At 43.6% G+C, this 20,402-nt stretch carries 18 protein-coding genes; 6 read left to right on the plus strand and 12 right to left on the minus strand.

Features of this window, described 5'->3' with window-relative positions; translation table 11 throughout:
* Positions 1-185: 185 nt before the first annotated feature.
* The 4 genes from panP to OCU90_RS06580 form a co-directional block, all read right to left on the minus strand.
* Positions 186-1,829, minus strand: coding sequence for a pyridoxal-dependent aspartate 1-decarboxylase PanP (panP, locus tag OCU90_RS06565; protein ID WP_017086484.1), 1,644 nt, complete (start codon positions 1,827-1,829; stop codon positions 186-188).
* Positions 1,830-1,948: 119 nt separating this feature from the next.
* Positions 1,949-2,476 carry a hypothetical protein gene (locus OCU90_RS06570; protein ID WP_004734688.1) on the minus strand — a complete coding sequence of 176 codons (528 nt, stop codon included), beginning with the start codon at positions 2,474-2,476 and terminating at the stop codon, positions 1,949-1,951.
* Between the two features lie 174 nt (positions 2,477-2,650).
* Entirely contained in the window at positions 2,651-3,556 is a 906-nt protein-coding gene (locus OCU90_RS06575) for a LysO family transporter (protein WP_017077845.1), read from the minus strand.
* 54 nt (positions 3,557-3,610) lie between these two features.
* A complete protein-coding gene (locus OCU90_RS06580; RefSeq protein WP_004734690.1) occupies positions 3,611-4,531 on the minus strand; it encodes an HDOD domain-containing protein in 921 nt (306 codons plus the stop codon).
* 357 nt (positions 4,532-4,888) lie between these two features.
* Here OCU90_RS06580 and OCU90_RS06585 point away from each other — a divergent pair, with 357 nt between their 5' ends.
* Positions 4,889-5,470 (plus strand): TfoX/Sxy family DNA transformation protein, encoded by a 582-nt coding sequence (locus OCU90_RS06585; protein ID WP_004734691.1) that lies wholly within the window; start codon positions 4,889-4,891, stop codon positions 5,468-5,470.
* Between the two features lie 161 nt (positions 5,471-5,631).
* On the opposite strand, the gene OCU90_RS06590 is transcribed toward OCU90_RS06585, so the two are convergent.
* The 3 genes from OCU90_RS06590 to OCU90_RS06600 form a co-directional block, all read right to left on the minus strand.
* Positions 5,632-6,174, minus strand: a complete 543-nt coding sequence (locus tag OCU90_RS06590) for a hypothetical protein (protein ID WP_004734692.1) — start codon at positions 6,172-6,174, stop codon at positions 5,632-5,634.
* Between the two features lie 249 nt (positions 6,175-6,423).
* Complete coding sequence (locus OCU90_RS06595) at positions 6,424-6,921, minus strand: response regulator (RefSeq protein WP_004734693.1); 498 nt, start codon at positions 6,919-6,921, stop codon at positions 6,424-6,426.
* The gene (locus OCU90_RS06600) at positions 6,914-8,857 is read right to left on the minus strand and encodes an ATP-binding protein (protein ID WP_054540983.1); all 1,944 of its coding nucleotides are present in this window, start codon (positions 8,855-8,857) and stop codon (positions 6,914-6,916) included. The genes OCU90_RS06595 and OCU90_RS06600 overlap by 8 nt, the downstream gene beginning before the upstream one ends.
* A 183-nt stretch (positions 8,858-9,040) precedes the next feature.
* On the opposite strand from OCU90_RS06600, the gene OCU90_RS06605 reads away from it, so the two are divergent.
* Together OCU90_RS06605 and serC are read left to right on the plus strand one after the other, a co-directional pair.
* Complete coding sequence (locus OCU90_RS06605) at positions 9,041-10,303, plus strand: DUF945 family protein (protein WP_017088744.1); 1,263 nt, start codon at positions 9,041-9,043, stop codon at positions 10,301-10,303.
* 162 nt (positions 10,304-10,465) lie between these two features.
* Positions 10,466-11,560 carry a 3-phosphoserine/phosphohydroxythreonine transaminase gene (gene serC / locus OCU90_RS06610; RefSeq protein ID WP_061024619.1) on the plus strand — a complete coding sequence of 365 codons (1,095 nt, stop codon included), beginning with the start codon at positions 10,466-10,468 and terminating at the stop codon, positions 11,558-11,560.
* Positions 11,561-11,646: 86 nt separating this feature from the next.
* On the opposite strand, the gene OCU90_RS06615 is transcribed toward serC, so the two are convergent.
* Entirely contained in the window at positions 11,647-12,459 is an 813-nt protein-coding gene (locus tag OCU90_RS06615) for an AraC family transcriptional regulator (RefSeq protein ID WP_061024621.1), read from the minus strand.
* Between the two features lie 89 nt (positions 12,460-12,548).
* On the opposite strand from OCU90_RS06615, the gene OCU90_RS06620 reads away from it, so the two are divergent.
* Together OCU90_RS06620 and OCU90_RS06625 are read left to right on the plus strand one after the other, a co-directional pair.
* Positions 12,549-12,791 (plus strand): hypothetical protein, encoded by a 243-nt coding sequence (locus OCU90_RS06620; protein WP_004734698.1) that lies wholly within the window; start codon positions 12,549-12,551, stop codon positions 12,789-12,791.
* 55 nt (positions 12,792-12,846) lie between these two features.
* Positions 12,847-13,539 (plus strand): MOSC domain-containing protein, encoded by a 693-nt coding sequence (locus tag OCU90_RS06625; RefSeq protein ID WP_061024623.1) that lies wholly within the window; start codon positions 12,847-12,849, stop codon positions 13,537-13,539.
* A 177-nt stretch (positions 13,540-13,716) separates the two neighbouring features.
* Here the strand turns inward: OCU90_RS06625 and OCU90_RS06630 are convergent, their stop codons facing one another.
* Together OCU90_RS06630 and OCU90_RS06635 are read right to left on the minus strand one after the other, a co-directional pair.
* Entirely contained in the window at positions 13,717-14,433 is a 717-nt protein-coding gene (locus OCU90_RS06630) for a 3'-5' exonuclease (RefSeq protein WP_061024625.1), read from the minus strand.
* A gap of 5 nt (positions 14,434-14,438) precedes the next feature.
* Positions 14,439-16,328 carry a DUF294 nucleotidyltransferase-like domain-containing protein gene (locus OCU90_RS06635; protein ID WP_004734701.1) on the minus strand — a complete coding sequence of 630 codons (1,890 nt, stop codon included), beginning with the start codon at positions 16,326-16,328 and terminating at the stop codon, positions 14,439-14,441.
* 150 nt (positions 16,329-16,478) lie between these two features.
* Here OCU90_RS06635 and OCU90_RS06640 point away from each other — a divergent pair, with 150 nt between their 5' ends.
* Positions 16,479-17,123 carry a TonB-dependent receptor gene (locus tag OCU90_RS06640; RefSeq protein WP_061024627.1) on the plus strand — a complete coding sequence of 215 codons (645 nt, stop codon included), beginning with the start codon at positions 16,479-16,481 and terminating at the stop codon, positions 17,121-17,123.
* Positions 17,124-17,319: 196 nt separating this feature from the next.
* On the opposite strand, the gene OCU90_RS06645 is transcribed toward OCU90_RS06640, so the two are convergent.
* Together OCU90_RS06645 and OCU90_RS06650 are read right to left on the minus strand one after the other, a co-directional pair.
* Positions 17,320-18,510, minus strand: a complete 1,191-nt coding sequence (locus OCU90_RS06645) for an amino acid aminotransferase (protein ID WP_017086475.1) — start codon at positions 18,508-18,510, stop codon at positions 17,320-17,322.
* Between the two features lie 202 nt (positions 18,511-18,712).
* On the minus strand, positions 18,713-20,239 hold the full coding sequence (locus tag OCU90_RS06650) for an HD-GYP domain-containing protein (RefSeq protein ID WP_061024629.1): 1,527 nt from the start codon (positions 20,237-20,239) through the stop codon (positions 18,713-18,715).
* Between the last annotated feature and the right edge of the window lie 163 nt (positions 20,240-20,402).

Here is a 20,402-nt window from a genome sequence, read left to right on the forward strand (position 1 = left end):
ACTATTTACTAATACAAAAACACGGCATGAATGCTTAAGAATATGACAAACCTCAACAAAATTTTAGAAAACTACAGAATTGGAAGAGAGTTTGAGCAAAAAGAATGCAAATTGAGTATGAACTGACAGCTTAGTTACATCAAAAAGAAAGAAATTTTCAATTTGATGCAACTAAAATTGAATGACTATGCGTTGATTTGCGTAACCAGTTTGTTGATTTTGCCCATCAAGTTTGGTGCTAGTTTAGAGATTTCACGCTGTTCTTCAAGCACTGAAGAAAGAATATCATTACCTGTCAGTGGATTTGCTAACACTACGCGGAAAACGATGATTGGTTGATGTGCCCATGCTTCGGGATTTAAGCGCGTTCGCGATACGAAAGACTTGCCTGTTTCACGCTGCTTCTTTTGAATAAACTTGGTCAGTTCATTCAGTAGCTCATTCAGTTCAACGCGTTTTATTGCGTCAGCTTTAAGCAGCGCCGCTTTAACTGGCTCAGGCACATAGCGGTAAGTCAGTAGGCACAGCTCAGGCTCTGAAACCAGTTCGAAATCGCTTTGATCTTTAATCAGGTCGGCAAAGTAGCGCGCTTTGTTGATGCTTTGGTCGATTAGCAGTTCATAGCCAGGTCGGCTGATGATGTGCATCGACGCATAAACAAGCATTGCCATACCGGAACGAGAGCCTTCTAACGTATGACTACCAAGATCTTTCGAACCCTTACGCAATATGTATTGAGCATGATGTTCGATCGCTGTCATCGCATCTGGTTTCTTAAACAGCACCATACCCGCACCCATAGGGATATAAAGCTGTTTATGTGCGTCAATCGTGACTGAATCTGCTAGCTCGATGCCATCAAGCAGGTGACGATGATTGTTCGACATCAGAGTCGCACCGCCCCAAGCTGCATCTACGTGGAAGTGACAATCTGTTTCGGCACATACCTCAGCAATGTCTCTTAGCGGGTCGATATTACCAGTTTCGGTTGTACCAGCCACACCAATGACGGCGAAAGGTTTGATCTTGTTCTGCTTAAGTTGCTCGATCTTGAGTCTTAGATCGTCAGTGCAAATGCGGTTGTCGTTATCCGTCTTAACAGACACTAGACCTTCTTGACCAATACCAAGGACATCTGCGGCTTTTTTCAGAGAGTAGTGACCACGTTCAGAAACTAAGATGGCTAGGCCTTCGTAGTCGTAGTGCTTCATGGCTTTAAATAAGCCTTCTTTTTCTACACCTTTGAACGAGCCTTGTGCCTTCAGCGCATTGTTGCGCGCAACCCAAAGCGCAGTAATGTTCGCGATGGTACCACCAGAACAAAACGCACCCAAAGAGTGGTTCGCACTGTGCATCCAGCGTGAATAAAACTGATCGTCATCTTGGTAGATCAAGCGATGTAGCATACCCAAAACTTGACGCTCTAGGGGCGTGAAAGCTTTGGAGGTCTCAATTTTTACTAGATTCTGATTCAACGCAATCATGATTTTAGAAAGCGGCATCAGAAAGTACGGCAGAGCAGACGTCATGTGGCCAATAAAACTTGGCGAAGACGTATGAACCGAGTGAGACACGAGAGAATCGAGGAGATGCTCAGTATGTTCAGAAACAAACTCAGGCTGCTCAGGGATATGAGCATTTGAAAAATCTTTCTCAATTTCACGCAGCGGCTTTTCTTCAGCCACAATGTGTTCACGTAAGAATTGATTCAGGTTTCGTGAAAGTTTGTCTTCAATTTGAGTGAGTGTTGAATCTGGGCCTTCAGGTACCGTGAAGATACGTAAAAGACTGTCGAAGCTAACATCTGCTGTTTTTTGTTCCGTAACCATAGCAAGCGATTTATTTTTTTTTATATTGACGCGAGCGGGACAATCTAAACGAAAACGGGAACAATGTCCCGTCTTAATTATGAAATCCAACTTCTCAAAAAAGCATATTAAATGAGGGGTTATTTACACTTAATCGCTTCAAGTTTAGTAATTGACTGGTTGTAGCGTTGCAGTGCCGTATCGATTTGCTTAGGGTGGCTAAGCAATTCTGCAAACGCTGAACGTAGCTCGTAGTTTTGAGCATGAGGCGTTGATTGGCGGTCGTCGAACGTTGTTTTCGCGATTTTACCTAGCTCATCATCACGTGTTGATAGCGTTTTAATGTCGTGTTGCTCTAGTTGTAGCCAACCTTCGACAGGTTGTTCTGTAGCCACTTTGCTAGAGTCATTCACAAGGTAGTAGTTTACTGCAGCACGATTAAGCTCAAAGTGGTGCTTACGACCTTCTAGGAACCACTCACTGACTTCTGTTAGCTCTGGGTATTGCTCAGAGGTCAATGCAGCAAGGTCGGCATACCAATTCAAAGAGGCGTCGATGTACGCATCATATTTTTTTGCTTGGCACTGGTTTGTTTCAGACATTGAATCTGCTGCAAAAGAGAAAGTAGAAGTTGAAGCTAGCAGTAATGCGACGCAAAGGCGTTTCATAGTGGTTCCTTTTGTAAGTTTATTCTTTTTATAACTTTGTCGTTACAGGTTACCGTGATCGTTATTTGTTGAGCAATGACACTTAGTGTCTTTTTATTTCGGTAACTGTATCGGTGTCTTGGGCATAGGTATTCGAGTTGCATTCTAATCTAAAACAAACGCTATTCCTGCGATCTAGTTAGCAAGAGATACAAAGAACAACATCAAAATCGGGACAAGCAAGCTTAGGATAAAGCCACTGACGATAGCGATAGGCACACATCGAACACCGCCTGTTGTTTGAATGACAGGTAGAGTGAAGTCCATCGCCGTAGCACCTGCATAGCCTATAGAGGTACACGGATAGCTGCGAATCAGCACTGGAATCAGTACTAAGGCAACTAACTCTCTTAACAGCTCAAGCATGAAAGAAGCGCCGCCATAAACAGGACCAAAGGCGTCACCCATCAAGATACCAGCCAGAGAATACCAACCAAATCCAGAAGACATAGCCAAGGCTTTGAACAGAGGGATATCCAGAATGTAAGCCGCGATAACGCCACCTAGCATTGAGGTGACGATAATCGTGATTGCGATGACCATGCCGTGTTTGTTCAGCAAGATTTGTCGAAGTGTTAAACCGCTATTACGCAGTTGAATGCCAATAAAGAAGAGAAGTACAAACAAAATCCACTCACTGGCGGTATCAACCCAATCAAGACTGATAGGCAATACTAAACCAGCGATAAGGCCTGAACCCACAACTAGGATCAGTTTGGCCGACTCCATCGCCATCGAAGAGAGGGGAAGTTTCTTTTTGCTGCTGTCGGTTTTGAGTGGCAGTAACTTATCAATAGCGGGCAGTGCCATTAGGTTACAAATACTTAAGCAGACAAAGAAAGTGACGGTGTAAAGAAGGATTGTCTGCAGATTACTGCCTAGGTTATCGAGGGCGGCTAAGCTTAGCCCCATTAACGCGAGAATCACGTAGATCAACCGCGATGTCGAGCGGTTGATAAATTCTAGCGTCTGATCGTTCGAAATAGAAAAAAGATACCCCACGACGAGTGGTGCAAATATAAAGATCATCCCTGTAAACATGCTTTCCCCATTGCATTTACTTCATATTACATTTACTTGTCACTTAACAGTGACTTAGAAGCCACTAGTATTGATCACGTCGCTTAGCTTTGCATTAAAATCATGTTTGCTCAAGTTGCTTAATTTATAAAGCACCTCTGCACCTGTCACGTTAAGTTCAACTTCGTGATCATCGATGTTCTCATCCTTGTTTCTGAACATCAGCAGGTGATTAGCGATTCGTGCAATATCCAAGTAAGACACTTCGCGTTCTTCGTGGCTATTAATGGTATTACTGCACACATCAATAAAGTCGCTGTCGAAGCCCCAACGATTAAGCACCAGTTTACTGGTTGCAGAACATTGGCCTTGGAATATTTGTAGGGCAATATCGTGGTCTAGGTAATTGCCATTTTCGAGGTAGAGGTGGTATTCGCTCACTAAACAGAACAAACCAATGTCAGCCAGTAACCCAACAAGCAGTGACTTTTCATGTTCAAGGTAGCGGTATTCGATAGGGGAGAGTTCTTTGAAGCCGTTGGTCACCAGTACCATAGTGGCGCCGAGTTCTTTGGAGACAGAAGCGCTCTGAACCAGTAACTCATTACACTCTTTACTCAGGTTGACTGAATGCTTGAGTTGTTCAATAGCCTGAGCCGTAACGATGTCACGCACTCTTAATATGCCAAGGCGCGACACAGCCGTCATCATATCGACACAAGTAATGTTGCGTCTGTTGAATACGACAGAGTTAGCCACTCGAATGACGACAGCAGTGAGGCCTGGATCTTCAAGTAAGCATTCGGCAACTTCGGCAATCCCGGTTGATTCGAGGGTGCAAAGCTTTTGAATTTTCAGCACAACGTTAGGGATAGGAGGAAGTGTTATTTTTCCCGCTGAAATAGAATGGCCAACAAGTTGGGCAAACTCTGATTCTAGACCCTTTAAGAGAAGAGCCTTATTTTGTGGTAGCCAGAAAAACGATAAATGATTCATAAAAAAAGTAACAACATGTATGTTCTGCCATTTTACAAGCCGCGATGCTGTGAAGCAATACTCATCCGACGACATAACCTTGAATAATTTGAACGGGTGTATCACTGGGTGTCGAAATTTAAGCATGGTTTGATAGTTTACTGTGATATCAATCATGAAAAATCATAATACTCAATTGATTGATGTGAACTAAGCCCAGACTTATTTTTCTTTTCGAAGTATCATTTATTTAAAGGTGAAAAACGAAATCATAATATTCACCTAAAGAATAAAAAATAGACTAAAAATTTTTCGCATAAAAAGCTGCTTGTCTGGTAATGAACCTAATCGGGGTAATTTGATTAAGGATCAACGGATATGACCGAGACAGCATTTATTAATTACGTGAATCAATTTGGTGAGCATCAAAAACGTTCTATGTTTGGAGGTATTGGCCTCTTTCAAAATGACGCTATGTTCGCTTTATTGAGTGAAGGTTGTTTATTCATCAGAGGTGGAAAGTCATTAGATAAAAAACTGACGGATCTTGACTGTGAAAAGTATCGTCATGTAAAAAAACAGACAACAGCTACCGTAAATTATTACGATATTACTGACCTGTTTACATGCGAACATCCTGAATTGGATAGTATTATTCGTACTTCAATCGATAATTCAATTCAGCAACGTAGCTTTAAGAAATCATCCGCTAGCCGTAGATTGAGAGATCTACCAAACATGCAACTTACGTTAGAGCGCATGGTTAAAAAGGCGGGTGTGGACGATGTTTCAATGTTTATGCAGTTGGGCGCGCCTGAAGTGTTTAATAAGGTTCGCAAAGCGTACGGAAACGATGTTGACCTAAAACTACTTTGGAAATTTGCGGGTGCAATTGATGGTATTCACTGGAAACTATTACAAGAGCCACGCAAGCAGCAATTATTAAAGGGCTGCCACTAAAGAAGTTTGCCTTATATGCTTAAGATTATTACTAATAAATAAAAACCGAGGAATGTCCTCGGTTTTTTTGTTTCTGTCTTAGCCGGATTTCTTAAAAGACTAAGTATCAAAAGGCTAAGTGCTCATGGAGAGCTTATTTGTTAGGGCTTGAGCGTTAAGTATTAGTACTTGAAACGAGCCGTGAACATTAGCTGGTCACCGTAGAAGTCGTTAATACGAGCTTCAGCACCTAAAGAGAAAAGCTCTGTAGAATGGAAACGCGCGTAAACAGAACCCGTCCAATCATCGTTATCATCGATAGAAACGTAACCACCTTTACCACCAACTTCTAGTTGTGGACCAAGCCATTGGCGAACACCAACGTTGATTTCCATACCGATATCAGTAGAGCTTGAGTTTTCAGGCTGAACGATACGAGCTAGCATTTCACCTGTTAGGTCTGCCCAGTTGTTTAATGGAGCGTGGAAACCAAGACCTACAGCTGAGTCGTAATCGCCTTCAAATTCTGAATCGATACGTGCTATAGCGTGAGCATTCGGGTGAATTGACTTACTGAACGCGCCACCAAATGTTACTGGGCTAGCACCGATACGTGCTTCAAAGTAATCGTAGTTAAAGTTGCTCATTACTTGTGGTTGTTCATCAACAGCTAGTGCTTGGCTAGAAGCCAATAGCATAGCGGTAGTAAGTAGAATTTTGCGCATAACGACCGTAAACCTTTATTTAGTGTTAATTCCTTTGGCTTGAGAAAAATCAGGCAAACCATAAACATTGAGACAGTTTAATCTAACTCGTGGAAAAGTAATCCATAAAAATGCCAATCCTTTGCCATTTAGCTAAAAAATATACAATTTAGGCGCTGCTCTGCAACTGAGATCTCATGTTTATGGGACTACTCACCAAAATTTAAGGTCGATTCACCAAAACTTAAGGTCGATTCACAATGCATTAGCTTATTCACCAAAGCTTGTTCGCTTGTTTGCCATTGACGTGAGGATGCGCTCGGTATCTAAAATGGAAGTCCAGTTTAGCAATTGCTTGTCGTTTGCAATGACATAGTCGGTCAGTTGTTGAGTAATCGTGTCTCTGAGCTGATCACCTTGCCAAGGCTTAGAAATATAGAAATCAAGCGCAGCGTTGTTAATGGCCGTAACCGTATCTTCCAGGCCTGCTTGCCCTGTGAGCAGTAGTTTGCGTGTCGGCTTAGTGTAATCGTTCTGATTGAGTTCTATGAGAAAGTCGATACCGGTTTTGTCAGGCATGATATGGTCGCACAAGATTAACGCGAGCTTTATACCATCTTGTCCCATTTCTTTAATTACTTGCTTGGCTTCATCGACAGACTCAGCACCTTCAACCAGAAAGTTCTCTTCAAATATCGCCAAGTCCTGAAGGACACTGTTGAGAACTTCAGGCTCATCATCGACACATAAAATTAGGTACTTATTCATGAGGTGCTCCTTCTTGTTTGAATGGAAGCCACACTTGCATGTGTGTATGGCTGCCTACCTCAGACTTCACCAAAATAAACCCTTGATGAGCCGAAACGATTTGTTGAGAAATAGATAAACCAATTCCTAAACCAAAGTTACCTTCTTTTTTGGTCGTGAAATTTGGGTTGAAAATGGTGCTGATGTCTTCTTTCGCAATGCCATGGCCGGTGTCGGAAATTTCCACTACTAGAAACGTGTCGTCACCTTTCGTCTGTTGAGAGGTAGTGATTGACACTTTTCCTCGTTCAGAAAGGGCATCGAGTGCGTTAGAGATCAGGTTCGTCCATACTTGTTGTAGCGAGAGCGACTGGCACAATAAAGGCGGTAATTCGGTGTCGTAATGTTTTTCGAGTTGATGATGTTTGAGTCTGTTTTCAAAGATCACTAAGGTATCTTCAAGCCCTTCGTGAATGTCCGCGTAGTGGCGAACCTCTTCATCTTCTCGGGCATAGCTTTTTAGGCTTTTAACCATATCGGCAATACGCTTGCTGCATACTTGAATTGAGCGGATAGAGTTTCCAACATAGTGGTAATGCTCTAAGTCATTGAGCAGCTCTTTGCCTGCGACAGGTGAGTCTTTCAAGGTGTCTAGAACCGCCGAGTCTTGGCTTAGGTTTAGTCTCACGGCTTTTTTGGCTAGCGCACGATCATCGATAGTAGAGGTGAGGTGCTTTACGAGTTGTCTTTCTTGAGCCGTTGATAGTGGCTTGGCTAACTTTGAATGCGCCAGCACGTCAGTCCCTTTATTCGATTCTGGGAGTGACGAGTTTTCGAGTATCTGGTCGAGATGTTCAGACAAGGTTTCAATACTTCGTAAGATCGCGGCAATAGGGTTGTTCAACTCATGAGCAACGCCCGCGACAAGTTGCCCAAGCATCGCCATCTTCTCTTTCTCGATCAATTGTTGATGTGCAGACTCTAGTGACTCCAACGTTTGTTGCAGCTTGATTTTATTAGTGATACTTCTTTGCAAGCGGCGGTTAAAATGACGGAGCAATAGATTGGTGAATAACGGCAGCAGGGTATTGTTTGAGTGCATCACTTGAGCAAAGCTATCTTTATCCAGCTTGATGACTCGTGTTTGCGTTAGGGTTATCGCGGTTGAGAATGAAGGTTCACCCGTCACAAATGACATCCCGCCGACAATGTTGCCCTTAGAGTGTCGTACCACTTCCCGCTGTTGCCCCAACTCATCTTTTTTATAGAGAGCGGCTTCACCCTCAATGATCAGCCATAAAAAGCGATTGTCTTCACCTTCTACAGTGAGGAGATGTTCGGGTGAGTAGTCTCGAATGGCCTTGGTTTTGTCATCTTTTGAAAACACATCTTGTAATGCACTGACGACACGCTCTGCAAGGGCATTGTCAGAAAGCTGGTGGTAGTCGTGAATGAACCCCGATTGAAAAGAATGAATCTTTTGCTCGATGTGCGCTCTGAATAAGCGCTGTTGATCCAACGCATCACTGTAAGATAACAGGTTTTCTGAGTCGTATTGGATAACAAAAGAGGTCAGCTCTTTTTGCGCCGATTTGAATAGAACTTGATCTTGAACGGGTTTGGTTAGGCAGTGATTGAGCCGGCCTTCATTCACCGCGGTCAGAATGGATTGAATGTCTGACGAAGCGCTGACTAATATCGTTCTTGCGGTATTACTATGGGGCAGCTGTTCCAGTTCAATAAGAAATTGCACACCATTAAATCCAGAATGATGATGAGTGATCACTAAAGCAACGGTTTGGTGGTGATCATGGATATCTTCTAATGCGTGATGCGCGTCTTCTATGTTCTCGGCAGTATAAATATCGAATACAGATGCTAACGGAGCCAGCTCCGAACGTATTCTTTCAATGCTAACCGGATTATTGTCCAAACAGATAACAGCGTATTGATTCACAGCTTAACCTTAATAGTAGCGACGTCTCTAGCCTAGCAAGAACCGCTGAATAAGGATGAGAGCTAGCCGTTAATTTATTGAGGCAATCGAAGTATCGAGCAATAGACTGATTTAACTCAATGTTTCTTGTTTGCTACTGATGGGTTAGACTAAAAAAAACAGACTAGTGTAGAAAGAGAACTCATGGAACAGTTAAGAAAAATTGGTGCAATTGGCGGAGCAATCTCATTGGCACTTTGTTGGCCATTAGCGGTTGGGCAAATTGGACAAAATGCGATTACTGATGGCGTTGCAAAGCTTAACAATTCAAGCATTCAAGCTGAGATCGTGGAATACGATAGAGGTTACCTTTCTTCTACTGTAACCACTCGCGTAACTGTGACGGATGAGAGCTTGAAAGAGCAACTTGCGCTCGATGGCTTACCGAGTGAGTTTGTCATTAATAGTGCGGTTAGCCATGGCTTAGTGAGCTTAAACGCGCTGTCGACGTTTGAGAATACTGACATTCTGCCTCTTACTCTGACTACCAGCACTGAGCTAAACGGCAACACGGATTTCAACTTCGAGTTAAGCCAGTTCAATCACCAAGGCTCAGAAGAAAATGGTACCTCGGTATCTATCACGAAGTCGAATCTGTCTGGCCATGCCACTGTATTAGGGCAGGTTGATTACCAGCTTTCTATCCCATCGGTTCAAATTGATTTTGAAACGGGTGAAGAGGTCACACTCTCTAACCTAAAAGGCATTGGCTCAGGCCAGCAAGCGAAAGGTTACTGGTTAGGCACGCAGAATTTTACTATTGATAGCTTCTTGATTTCAGATTCTGCAATGCAGCCATTCATGACCATCGAAAACTCTAAGTACGATTTTGAATCGCATTTAGATGAAGCGACTAAGCGCTTGAGCAGCAGTCTTAAGTTGGATATCGCCAATATTGAGACTAACGAAGGCCAGTTGAACAATCTAAACGTCGATTTTGAAATGTCGAAACTGGACAGCCAGTCGTTTGAGAAAATCTTTGAAATTTACCAGGCGAATCCTGTTTTGACACAAGATGATGTGGCTGAGATCATTCCGTTCATCGACGTACTGTTTGCTAAAGGCTTCGACCTTTCAATGAACAATATGTCGTTAGAATTAGGTAAAGGTCAGTTTGAATCTAAATGGTTGGTGAGCGTACCGGAAGGCACAGAAAACATCAGCAGTAACCCTTCAATGATTGTTCCTGCATTAACAGGTAATGTTCAATCTAGCTTCTCAAATGAGCTTGTTGAAGAATACCCTTTTATCCGTGAAGGTATCGACGAATTGATCGTGATGGAAATGATCAAGCAAACGGAAAGTGGTTATGAAATCACGGCTGACCTAGAGAATGGAAATCTAGTGTTTGAAAATGGACAAGAAATTCCATTAATTGCACTGCTTATGCCGGCTTTTGTTCAATAAAAAGAGTCGGGCTTAATACTGATAGGGCGATCTAACGGGTTAAGTTAAACATTTTGTACGGTACGAAACAAAAGAGGTCTTAAGACCTCTTTTGTTGTTTTTATGTTGGGTAAAACATGGTATTACTTGCATAGTTATTATTTAGCAGGAGCAATTATCCCCATGGAACTTACATTAGATAACGTATTCAACTTTAGTGCTGGCCCAGCGGCACTGCCTAAACCGGTAATGAAACAAGCGCAAGCAGACTTCATTGATTGGAATGGTTTAGGCACTTCCGTTATGGAAATCAGCCATCGCAGCAAAGAATTTATTCAAGTTGCCGATGAGTCTGAGCAAGACCTACGTGATCTTCTGAACATCCCAGACAACTATAAAGTTCTTTTCTGTCAGGGGGGCGCTCGTGCTCAATTCGCTGCTGTTCCTCTAAACCTTCTAGGTGACGCGACGAAAGCAACTTACATTGATGCGGGTTACTGGGCAGAAAGCGCAGTGACTGAAGCGAGCAAATATTGCGAAATCGATGTATTTAACGCGAAGACATCTATTGATGGCAAAGCGGCGGTTGTTCCGGCTAAAGATTGGAAAATCGACCCAGAAGCGGCGTACGTACATTTCTGTCCAAACGAAACCATCGATGGCATTGAAATCAGTGAGCTTCCTCAAACGGATAAGCCAATCGTCGCGGATATGTCATCTAACATTCTGTCTCGTAAGATCGATGTGTCTCAGTATGGTGTTATCTACGCTGGTGCTCAAAAGAATATCGGCCCAGCTGGTATCTGCATTGCTATCGTACGTGATGATCTACTAGAACTAGCAAACGAAGTATTGCCGAGCATTCTTAACTACAAAGTACTTGCTGAAAAAGACTCAATGTTCAACACACCACCAACCTACGCTTGGTACCTATCAGGACTTGTATTCAAGTGGCTGAAAGCTCAAGGTGGCGTTGAAGCGATGGAGTTGGTGAACAAAGAGAAAGCGGCGTTGCTTTATAATGCGATTGATAGCTCTGCTTTCTACAAAAACGATGTTCACACCGCAAACCGTTCAAGAATGAACGTACCTTTCCAATTAGCGAAACCAGAACTAGACGCAAAGTTTTTAGAGTTAGCTGATGCTGCAGGTCTGAAATCACTCAAAGGCCACAGAGCGGTAGGTGGGATAAGGGCTTCACTTTACAATGCGATGTCTCTGGAAGGTGTTCAGGCGCTAGTTAGCTTCATGAAAGACTTCGAAGAGAAATACGCTTAATAAGCGAGTTCGATGTTTACCAATGAAAAGAGGAGCTAAGGCTCCTCTTTTTGTTTCCCATAGAAGGGGAAAATATAGAGACCTAATTACCGTCTTCGACCATTAAAGCGAAACTGTTGCGGCGTTACATCAAAAGACGCCTTGAAGGCTTTAATGTAAGACGAGTCGTTTTGATAACCGACTTGGTCAGCAATACTTTGGATTGGGAACTCTTCATCGAGCAAAGATAACGAGTAAATCAGACGGATTTGTTGTCGCCATAACTGAAATGACGTGTTGAACTCTTTTGAGAATAAGCGCGACAAGGTTCGCTCCGATGCGCCGACTTTCTCTCCCCATTCCTTCAACGAAAAGTTCAACGTTGGTGCTTCTGTCAGCGCTTCAAAGATAAGCTTCAAACGTCGGTCTTCGGGTAGCAACAATTGATAGGTCTGAACGTTGTCTTTCATGATCTGATCGTGCAATACCGAGAGCAATCGCGATACCTCTTCATCACTCACTAATCCTTCGCACTGTCTGCGAATTTCCTGCAATAACTCATTCAAAAACGGCGTCAGGGTAATGGTTCGCACATGAGGCTCATACTTAATACCAAAGGCTGGATTAAGGTAAATACCGACAAACGTCGTATGGCTCAATGCGATAGATTCATGTTGAACCCCTGCAGGCACAAACAAAGCAGAAGTATGGGGCACAAGATGCTGGTAGTGCTCGGTTTTCGTTTGCAATAGGCCTTTGAGTGGGAAGATCACTTGATGCCACGTATGTTGGTGCATTGTATCGACGTAGCCCTTGGGCATATCGATGGTCTTCACTAACGCTGGTGAATTAGGATTAGCTACCATCATCTCATTTGAGGTGATGATTCCGGAGTGAGAATCTATTTGGCGGGTTGGCATGGTTAAGTGTCTTTATATCCCTATTCTGACGTTGCGGGACTAGGCTATCATGCCCAGCAGAGCTAATGAAGTAATTAGGGGGCACGCGTATGCGATATCAAGTTGAAATATCGAAAGAAAACCAACTACTATTCAAAGTCGATATTGAAGGTATTAACCAAAATAAGTGTGAAACATCGCTCGAAACGGTCTTGGCTAAGTTTCCGAAAACAGAAGGTTATCAGCGCCATCTATTGCTTTCGAACAGCGAAACGCGTTACCTAAAGAGCACAGAAAACCACATTGAAGTATTAGCAGCGGTTCCGGTATTTAAATCACTGGGCGAGCAATAAGTTGGCTTTAGCTCGTATAAAACAGCAAATAAGTTTCAGGTAAGAAGGAAGAGATATGAAGAAGTTAGGCGTAGTAAATAGCGTATTGGTAGGCAAAACTGTTGCCTTTGCACACGGTGCAAACAGTGCCATCAACAAGCAGGTTTTACCTGAGCGTCAGCATGCCACAGAACTTGGTTTTACCAATGACGAACAAGGCGACCCTCGCTTTCACGGTGGTATTCAAAAAGCCCTTCATATCTACCCAAGCGAGCACTACCCAGTTTGGCAGGAAGAGTTAGGTGACAAAATCATCTTTCAATCTGCAGGCGCATTTGGCGAGAACCTAAGCTCAAGCGGCATCACGGAACACTCCATTTGCTTGAAAGATAAGATTCGTATTGGTTCAACATTGTTGGAAGTCTCGCAAGGGCGTATGCCGTGCTGGAAGCTGAACGTGAGATTCGATCAAAATGATATGGCAAGAAGGCTGCAAGATACGCTAAGAACTGGCTGGTATTTCCGTGTATTGGAAGAGGGGGTTATCGGTGCTGGAGATGAGATCATTTTATGTGAAAGACCTTATCCAGAATGGCCGTTAACTCGCATCATGGGGGCGGTGTTCACAGGTTGTTTGGATAAACAAGAGCTCAAAGAATTGGCGGAGCTACCTTTAGTCGAATCTTGGGGAGCACTTATAGAGCGTCGCCTTGAAACTGGCAAAGTCGAAGATTGGGAAATGCGATTAGTTGGTCCGACAGCGGAGTAAGCTTTTCCTAATACGCAAAAAAACGCTCACTATTTCGATAATGTGAGCGTTATGAGTATTAAGGTGTAAAACGGCTAATGGCTAATGGCTAATGGCTAATGGCTAACGGTTAATGCCTAACGGTTAATGTTAATGCCTAGTCGCTTCACGTACGATTTAAACAGTATTTAAATCTAGCTATAACCAGAAATCTTTAACCGGCATGTCAGGGCTAAAATGATGTGCAATCTGCGCTTGTAGTAACTCTGCGGTCGCAATTGCATCCGTTAATGCATGATGCGGCGTGTAGTCCGGCAAATGGTATCGACGGCGACTTTGACCAAGCCTTACTGATGCTGGCTTCTTGCCTTTGAGCTTATTCCATAAGCCGCCAGCCAGTTTATTCTGGATTTGAGATTCAATGTCGAGCGTGTCGAGGACCGGAAACTCAATCCCTTCACCTAGTCTGACTTTCAGTGCGTTATCCAAGAAATCACGCTCTATACGACGGTAATGAACCACTGGGATGTGACCCGCCAGTGATTCTAATATCTCATCTAACACCTCGCTAAGGTCTGGCGCGTCAATGATGTCGTTATGAGTGATGCCATGAATAACCACAGAGTCCTCTTCTAATTTCTGCTTTGGCCTCAGTGTCCAGTGTTTGGCTTGTCGTAAGTAAATACGATTTAGCGTAAACGGGACAAGGCCAATGGTAATGATGCCATCTTTGTTTGGGTTTAAACCCGTAGTCTCAAAGTCGACAGCTAAGAAGGTCACTTCTGATAATGGCGTATCAGGCGCAGGAAGAGGCTGGCTATAAAATCGCTTTAAGCGCTCGTCTCTCGCTCGTTCCAGCTTTTGAGCAAACTTAAATGGCCAATCGACCGCAGGTGATTTGAATAGTTTGTTCATAGGCCCTACTTAAACTTATTGCTGGCTTGATAACGGAACTTAAGGAAGTTCTGCGCATTACTTAATATTTGGAATGCGTCCTTTAGGTTACGTCGCTCGAAGTCAGATAGGTTCTCTGGCTCAATGTTGTTATCCGGTTCTATGTTGTTGTCGACATCGTGTGCTTGGTGGCGAATACGAACTAAGGAGATAAACTCCATCGCATCTTTCAAGTCTTGAGCTCGGCCTTTTGGCAGAATACCTGCGTCGATAATGTCATCTAAACGTTCGAATGAGTTCTTAGAACGAGAGGCTACCGCCAACGAGTGAACACGAATTAGATCGGCCAGTGGCGCAGTACCACGACGTTTAAGGTTGATTGAGTTGTTGTGACGGCCATCTTTCTCCATCACGAAATCTTTGAAGAATCCGAGTGGCGGTGTGCGGTTAAGCGCATTACGAGCAAGACATGCTAAGAAACGGTTGTTCTTACGTGCACGGCGAACAATAAAGCTGTTCAGTTGTTCCGCCCATTTCAAGCGGCCGTAGACGCCGTCTAAATCAAAGAAGATAGAAGCGTTCAACAGCGCTTTCGGGTTTGGATCATCAATCCAATCGGCAAAGCACTCTTCCCATTGGCGACGAGTCATACGCCACGTTGGGTTGGTGGCCATGATGTCACCGGTACAGTACACATAGCCACACTGATCTAAGCCATCACAAATGAAGGTCGATAGCTCTTCAAAGTATTTACCGTGTTTTTTCTCGTCGTAGGTGTCATCAAGAATAATGGCGTTATCTTGGTCAGTGACGAGCAATTGCTCATCACGACCCATCGAGCCGAGTGCAAGGAAACAATAAGGAATGGGCGCTTTACCTAATTTCTCTTCGCCTAGCTCGATAATACGTTGCTTAAAGCTACGGCCGATTACCGACATTGCGGTACCCACCATGTGTGCGTTGGCATCTTCGTTAACCAAGCGCACAAAGCTGTCTTTTACTTGTTCAGAAAGTACTTTGAGATCTTCAATGCTTTGTTGTTGGAAGATGCTGCTTACCAATAACAGCGAGTTTTGAGACTCGTAGCGAACAATATCGGTCGCTTCGATAATACCGATAGGTTTCTTATCTTTAAGCACTGGCAAGTGGTGTACGTTGTAGCGAAGCATGGTCATCATTGCTTCATATACATAGGCATTGTGGTCGAGTGAGATAACCTCTGGTGTCATCACACTGGATACTTCATCCGACGGGTCAAGGCCTTCGGCTAGAACGCGAGTACATAAGTCTCGGTCGGTAATGATGCCGATAACAGGTGTTGAATCGTCTTCATCATCTTCAACAATATCAGGGTCGATGATCAGTAGAGAAGAGACATTGTCTTCTGCCATCATGGTTGCTGCTTGTTGGATGGTGCGCGTTTTCTCGATCATCGGCGCTTCGCTGGTCAATAGCGTTTTGACCTTAGATGTCGACAAATCGTTGGCGTCGTTGCTGTCTGAGTTTGCTTGGCGAAGTCGCGCGTTATCTTCCACCTCGACAAAGTCGGCGAATGAATCATAGTTGTCGTAGAGCTCTTGGAAAATCGGCTCAGGGATGCAGTAGAGAAGGGTATCTTCGGTCGCTTTAACTGGGAAGCGAACTTTGTTGTTGGTCAGCAACCCCATTTGTCCAAACACATGCCCTTCATCAAGGCGATTATAGAGTTCGCCCTTACGACGATAGACTTCAACTTCGCCACTTCGAACGATGTAGAGATCATGAATTTGATCACCAAAGTGAATGATAGGGGTATCTTGGCGGTAATAAGAAATTTCTACACTACTGGTCACTTTCACCAATATCTCTTCAGGAAGTTCAGAGAAAGGGGGGTATTGTGCCAGAAAGTTTTGAATCTCTAATAACTCAGCATCCATAATGATCATCCATTGGTTTGTATGATTTCATGGTACAACATTTGATAATAATTTTCCGGCACAAATCAATCTGTGAGCTAAAACCTTTTTAAAGTCTTATGGATAGACTAATCTTTCAGTTAATGGAGTGACAGTTGAAGGATGATAGGAATGTCGAAGTGGAAGCTTAGTTTGGTACCTGCGGTTTTTATGTTTTCTCCAAGTTTGTGGGCGGACACTAACGCGGTGGATATTCTTGATTATGACCATGTTTATGCCACCGCGCATTCGGGCAGTTTAAATGAAGATGCAGGCAGTAATAACAATGCCTCGTCGTATGGATTAGGCGTCAGTTACGCGATGACGGATGATTGGTTGTTGTTGGGCGACTACAGTGCACGCTTCATTCATCCAGATGAAAGTACCACTCGAATTGATACCTTAATGGCAGGGGCTGGGTATCGTTACAGCATCAAGAAAGATTTGGATATTGTCGCTTCTTACTTGCTGGGTATTACTAAAGGTGAGGTAGAGCTTAATGGCAGCAACAAAACCATCGAATCGGATACTGAATTTGTCCAAGGTGTAAAAGCCGAACTCAACTATGGTTTTGCAAAACGTTGGATTGCTAACGGCAGTGTGCAAGTGAACCGAAGTGACCTGTTTGATGAAGAAATTTACCACGTGGGTTTGCGCTATCTCGTGACCAATAAGTTTGCGATTGGTGGCTCTTATCAACACAGAGATGGTGAGGGTAGTAAAGGTGGAAGCGAGAGGACGAACGAGCTAGGTGTAGAGTTCTTCTTAGAGTACTAACCAGTAACGCAGAGGCTAAGCGTTAGTACGCAGAGACTAAGTGTTAGTAACGAAAAGGCTAAGTGCCTTAATAGCTATTATATACATAGCTCTTATATACAAAGAGACAGACACAAAAAAGCCAGCTTAATCGCTGGCTTTTGCATATCTATAGGCTATGGGCTATAGGTCGACAGATACAGGTTTCGCTTTTCGATTAAAGAACCGCAGCAAGACCTTTACATAGAGGACCCATGTTTGACTTAGTCATGCCTGCAACACTGATACGGCCAGAACCAACAATGTAGATAGCGAATTCGTCTTTCAGGCGAGTTACTTGCTCTTTGCTTAGGCCAGAGAAAGAGAACATGCCGTTTTGGCGCTCGATGAATGTGAAGTCTGCATCAACACCTTCAGATTTCAGTGTTGTTACGAATAGCTCACGCATCTCTTGGATACGGTCACGCATTTCTGCCACTTCCGCTTCCCATTCAGCACGTAGATCAGCATCACCAAGGATGTGAGTTACTACAGCACTACCGTGCGCTGGTGGGTTAGAGTAGATAGAGCGGATGATGCTCTTAACTTGAGAGAACGCTGTCGTTGCTACGTCTGCAGATTCTGCAACTAGAGTGAATGCACCTACACGCTCGTTGTACAAGCCGAAGTTCTTAGAGAATGAGCTAGCAACAAGGATCTCTTTGTTGTATTGAGCAAAAATACGTAGACCAGCTGCATCTTCTTCAACGCCTTTTGCAAAACCTTGGTAAGCAAAATCGAATAAAGGAAGCAGTTTCTTCTCAGCAACCAGTTTAGCCAGCACTTCCCACTCGTCAGTTGTTGGGTCGATACCTGTTGGGTTGTGACAGCAGCCGTGAAGAAGAACGATATCGCCTTCAGAAGCTTTCTCTAGGTCAGCAACCATGCCTGCGAAGTCTTTGTCTTTTGTTTCAGCGTTGTAGTAGCTGTATTGAGCTGTCTCGATACCCGCAGCAGCGAAAACGCCGTTGTGGTTTGCCCAAGTTGGGTTACTGATCCAGATTTTAGCATCGCCTAGTTGGCGTTTGATGAATTCGCCAGCAACGCGAAGTGCACCAGTACCACCAGGAGCTTGTGCAGTTTTCGCGCGTTGAGACGTTACGATCTCTGCGTCTGAACCGAAAAGAAGCTTCTGAACCGCTAGGCCGTACTCAGCTGTACCTTCAATTGTCAGGTAAGATTTGGTTTTTTCGCTTTCAAGAAGTGCAGCTTCTGCTTTCTTTACTGTTTTAAGTACAGGCGTTTGGCCAGCTTCATTTTTGTAGATGCCAACACCAAGGTTGATTTTCTCTGCACGAGAGTCTTTTTTAAACTCTTCAGTAAGGCCGAGGATAGGATCGGCGGGAGCAGCTAACACTTTTTCAAACATAATCTTCATCCATGTCAATTGAGAGGGGATAGTATCTATGGGTAGTTATACCTGTATGGAATTTTTAAGACAATACGAAGTGAACAGAAAGGCCAAAAAAAATCCATTTCAATCAGATTTATTGACTAAAGAGGGTATTTGATAACAAAACACCCTACGGATTAACCTATAGGGTGCAAGAAGTTAGTGGTTTTTATATAGATTAGGCTGGTTGAGCAATAAAGCTTTCACGCTCGAGTTCACTTGGTACATTTTTGCCATCTTTGTAGGTCGCGGCAATCGAAACAAACTCTTGTTCGACAGCCAGAAAAGCTTGGACAACTTGCGGATCAAAATGCGTCCCATTGCCCTCCAAGATAATCTGTTTAGCTTGTTCATGAGTAAAGGCTGGCTTGTAGACTCGTTTTGATATTAACGCGTCATAAACATCGGCTAATGCCATCAAGCGACCGGATAATGGAATGTCCTCACCAGACAGCTGATTTGGATAACCACTGCCGTTCCATTTTTCGTGGTGGGTCAGAGAAATCTCTTTCGCGACTCTCAGGAAAGAGCTGCTTCCTAACTGCTTTTCTGCAATAGATAACGCTTCAGCACCAATTGCGGGGTGACCTTTCATTATCTCAAACTCTTCGTCAGTTAATTTGCCCGGCTTTAATAACACGTTATCAGGCACACCCACTTTGCCTACATCATGAAGTGGGGCAGATTTGTAAAGCAGCTCTATGTAGTTTGGTGTTAACAAGTTTGCGTGGATTTCCGACTTACTGAGCTCTTGTGCGAGTACCTTTACGTATTCTTGGGTTCTCAGAATGTGAGCACCGGTTTCATTGTCTCGAGATTCTGCCAACGCAGACAAGCTTACAATCGCAACGTCACGGGTCGTTTTGACTTCGTTTTGTGCCGTTTCGAGGCTATCAAGCATGGTGTTGGTCATTGATGCCATTGAACCCAGCTCATTGTAGCCGAAAATAGGTAAGCGAACGCCTTGTTCGCCACTGGTAACCTTTCTCAATGCGTGTTCTTGGCTTAGGAGAATTCGCTTAATCAGCTTGCTCCATAAAGTCATAATGGTTATCGCGTACCCACCCAGAACTACTGCCAAATAAATGAACTCTTTAATCACGCTGATCTTGCCTGTGCCATCCAGCAAGCGGTCAGGGTTATGTTCTAGCCAAAAGATGTCTTTGACGGCAATCATTGTCAGCATGGTGGTCAATGTAACCAGAAGTACGACGACTAACCCAATCATCTGTTTGACCAGAGAGCTTCTTTCACCAATCAATCGGAAATCAAATTGTCCAGACTCTTCCATCTTGTCCATTTGACTAAGCTTGGCATTCAGTTGAAGAATGGTTCCAGTAAAGAAGCCAAATAGGCTCATGCCAAACAGTACTTTCAAATTACTGTCTATGGTGAATTCATAGCTTAAGTTGTAGTAGAGCGCGAAAGGGACACTTGCAGCAAAAAATAACAGGGTATCGAGCTGCGCGAATCGACCTTGTTTGACTAAGGTGTGTTGCGCTAATAAGTAACGACGCGCGAGCCATAATAAGACAAACACAATACTGACTTGTGTGAAAATCTCTAACGTCGTTAAGCTTTCGAGCATTGGGCACACCCGACTGCCGTAGGTGCCAAACAGCACGCCAGCGATGACATATAATTTAGTCGTTAGCGATTGATTGTAATTTGAAGTATCCATCGATAAGCCTTTGTTGATTTTCATCTTAGGGTTTCGTAACTGATCCTAAGTTTACGAATACGCGATTTTCACATTGATTTACGATTTTCACATTGATTCACGATATTGGAAATCTGCATGATTAGCATTGCTGTCGTGAATGTGACCGGAAATTCTATCGATAGCTTTCGTGGAATGATACAAGAAA

The organism is Vibrio splendidus (assembly GCF_024347615.1).
Classification (GTDB): Bacteria; Pseudomonadota; Gammaproteobacteria; order Enterobacterales; family Vibrionaceae; genus Vibrio; species Vibrio splendidus.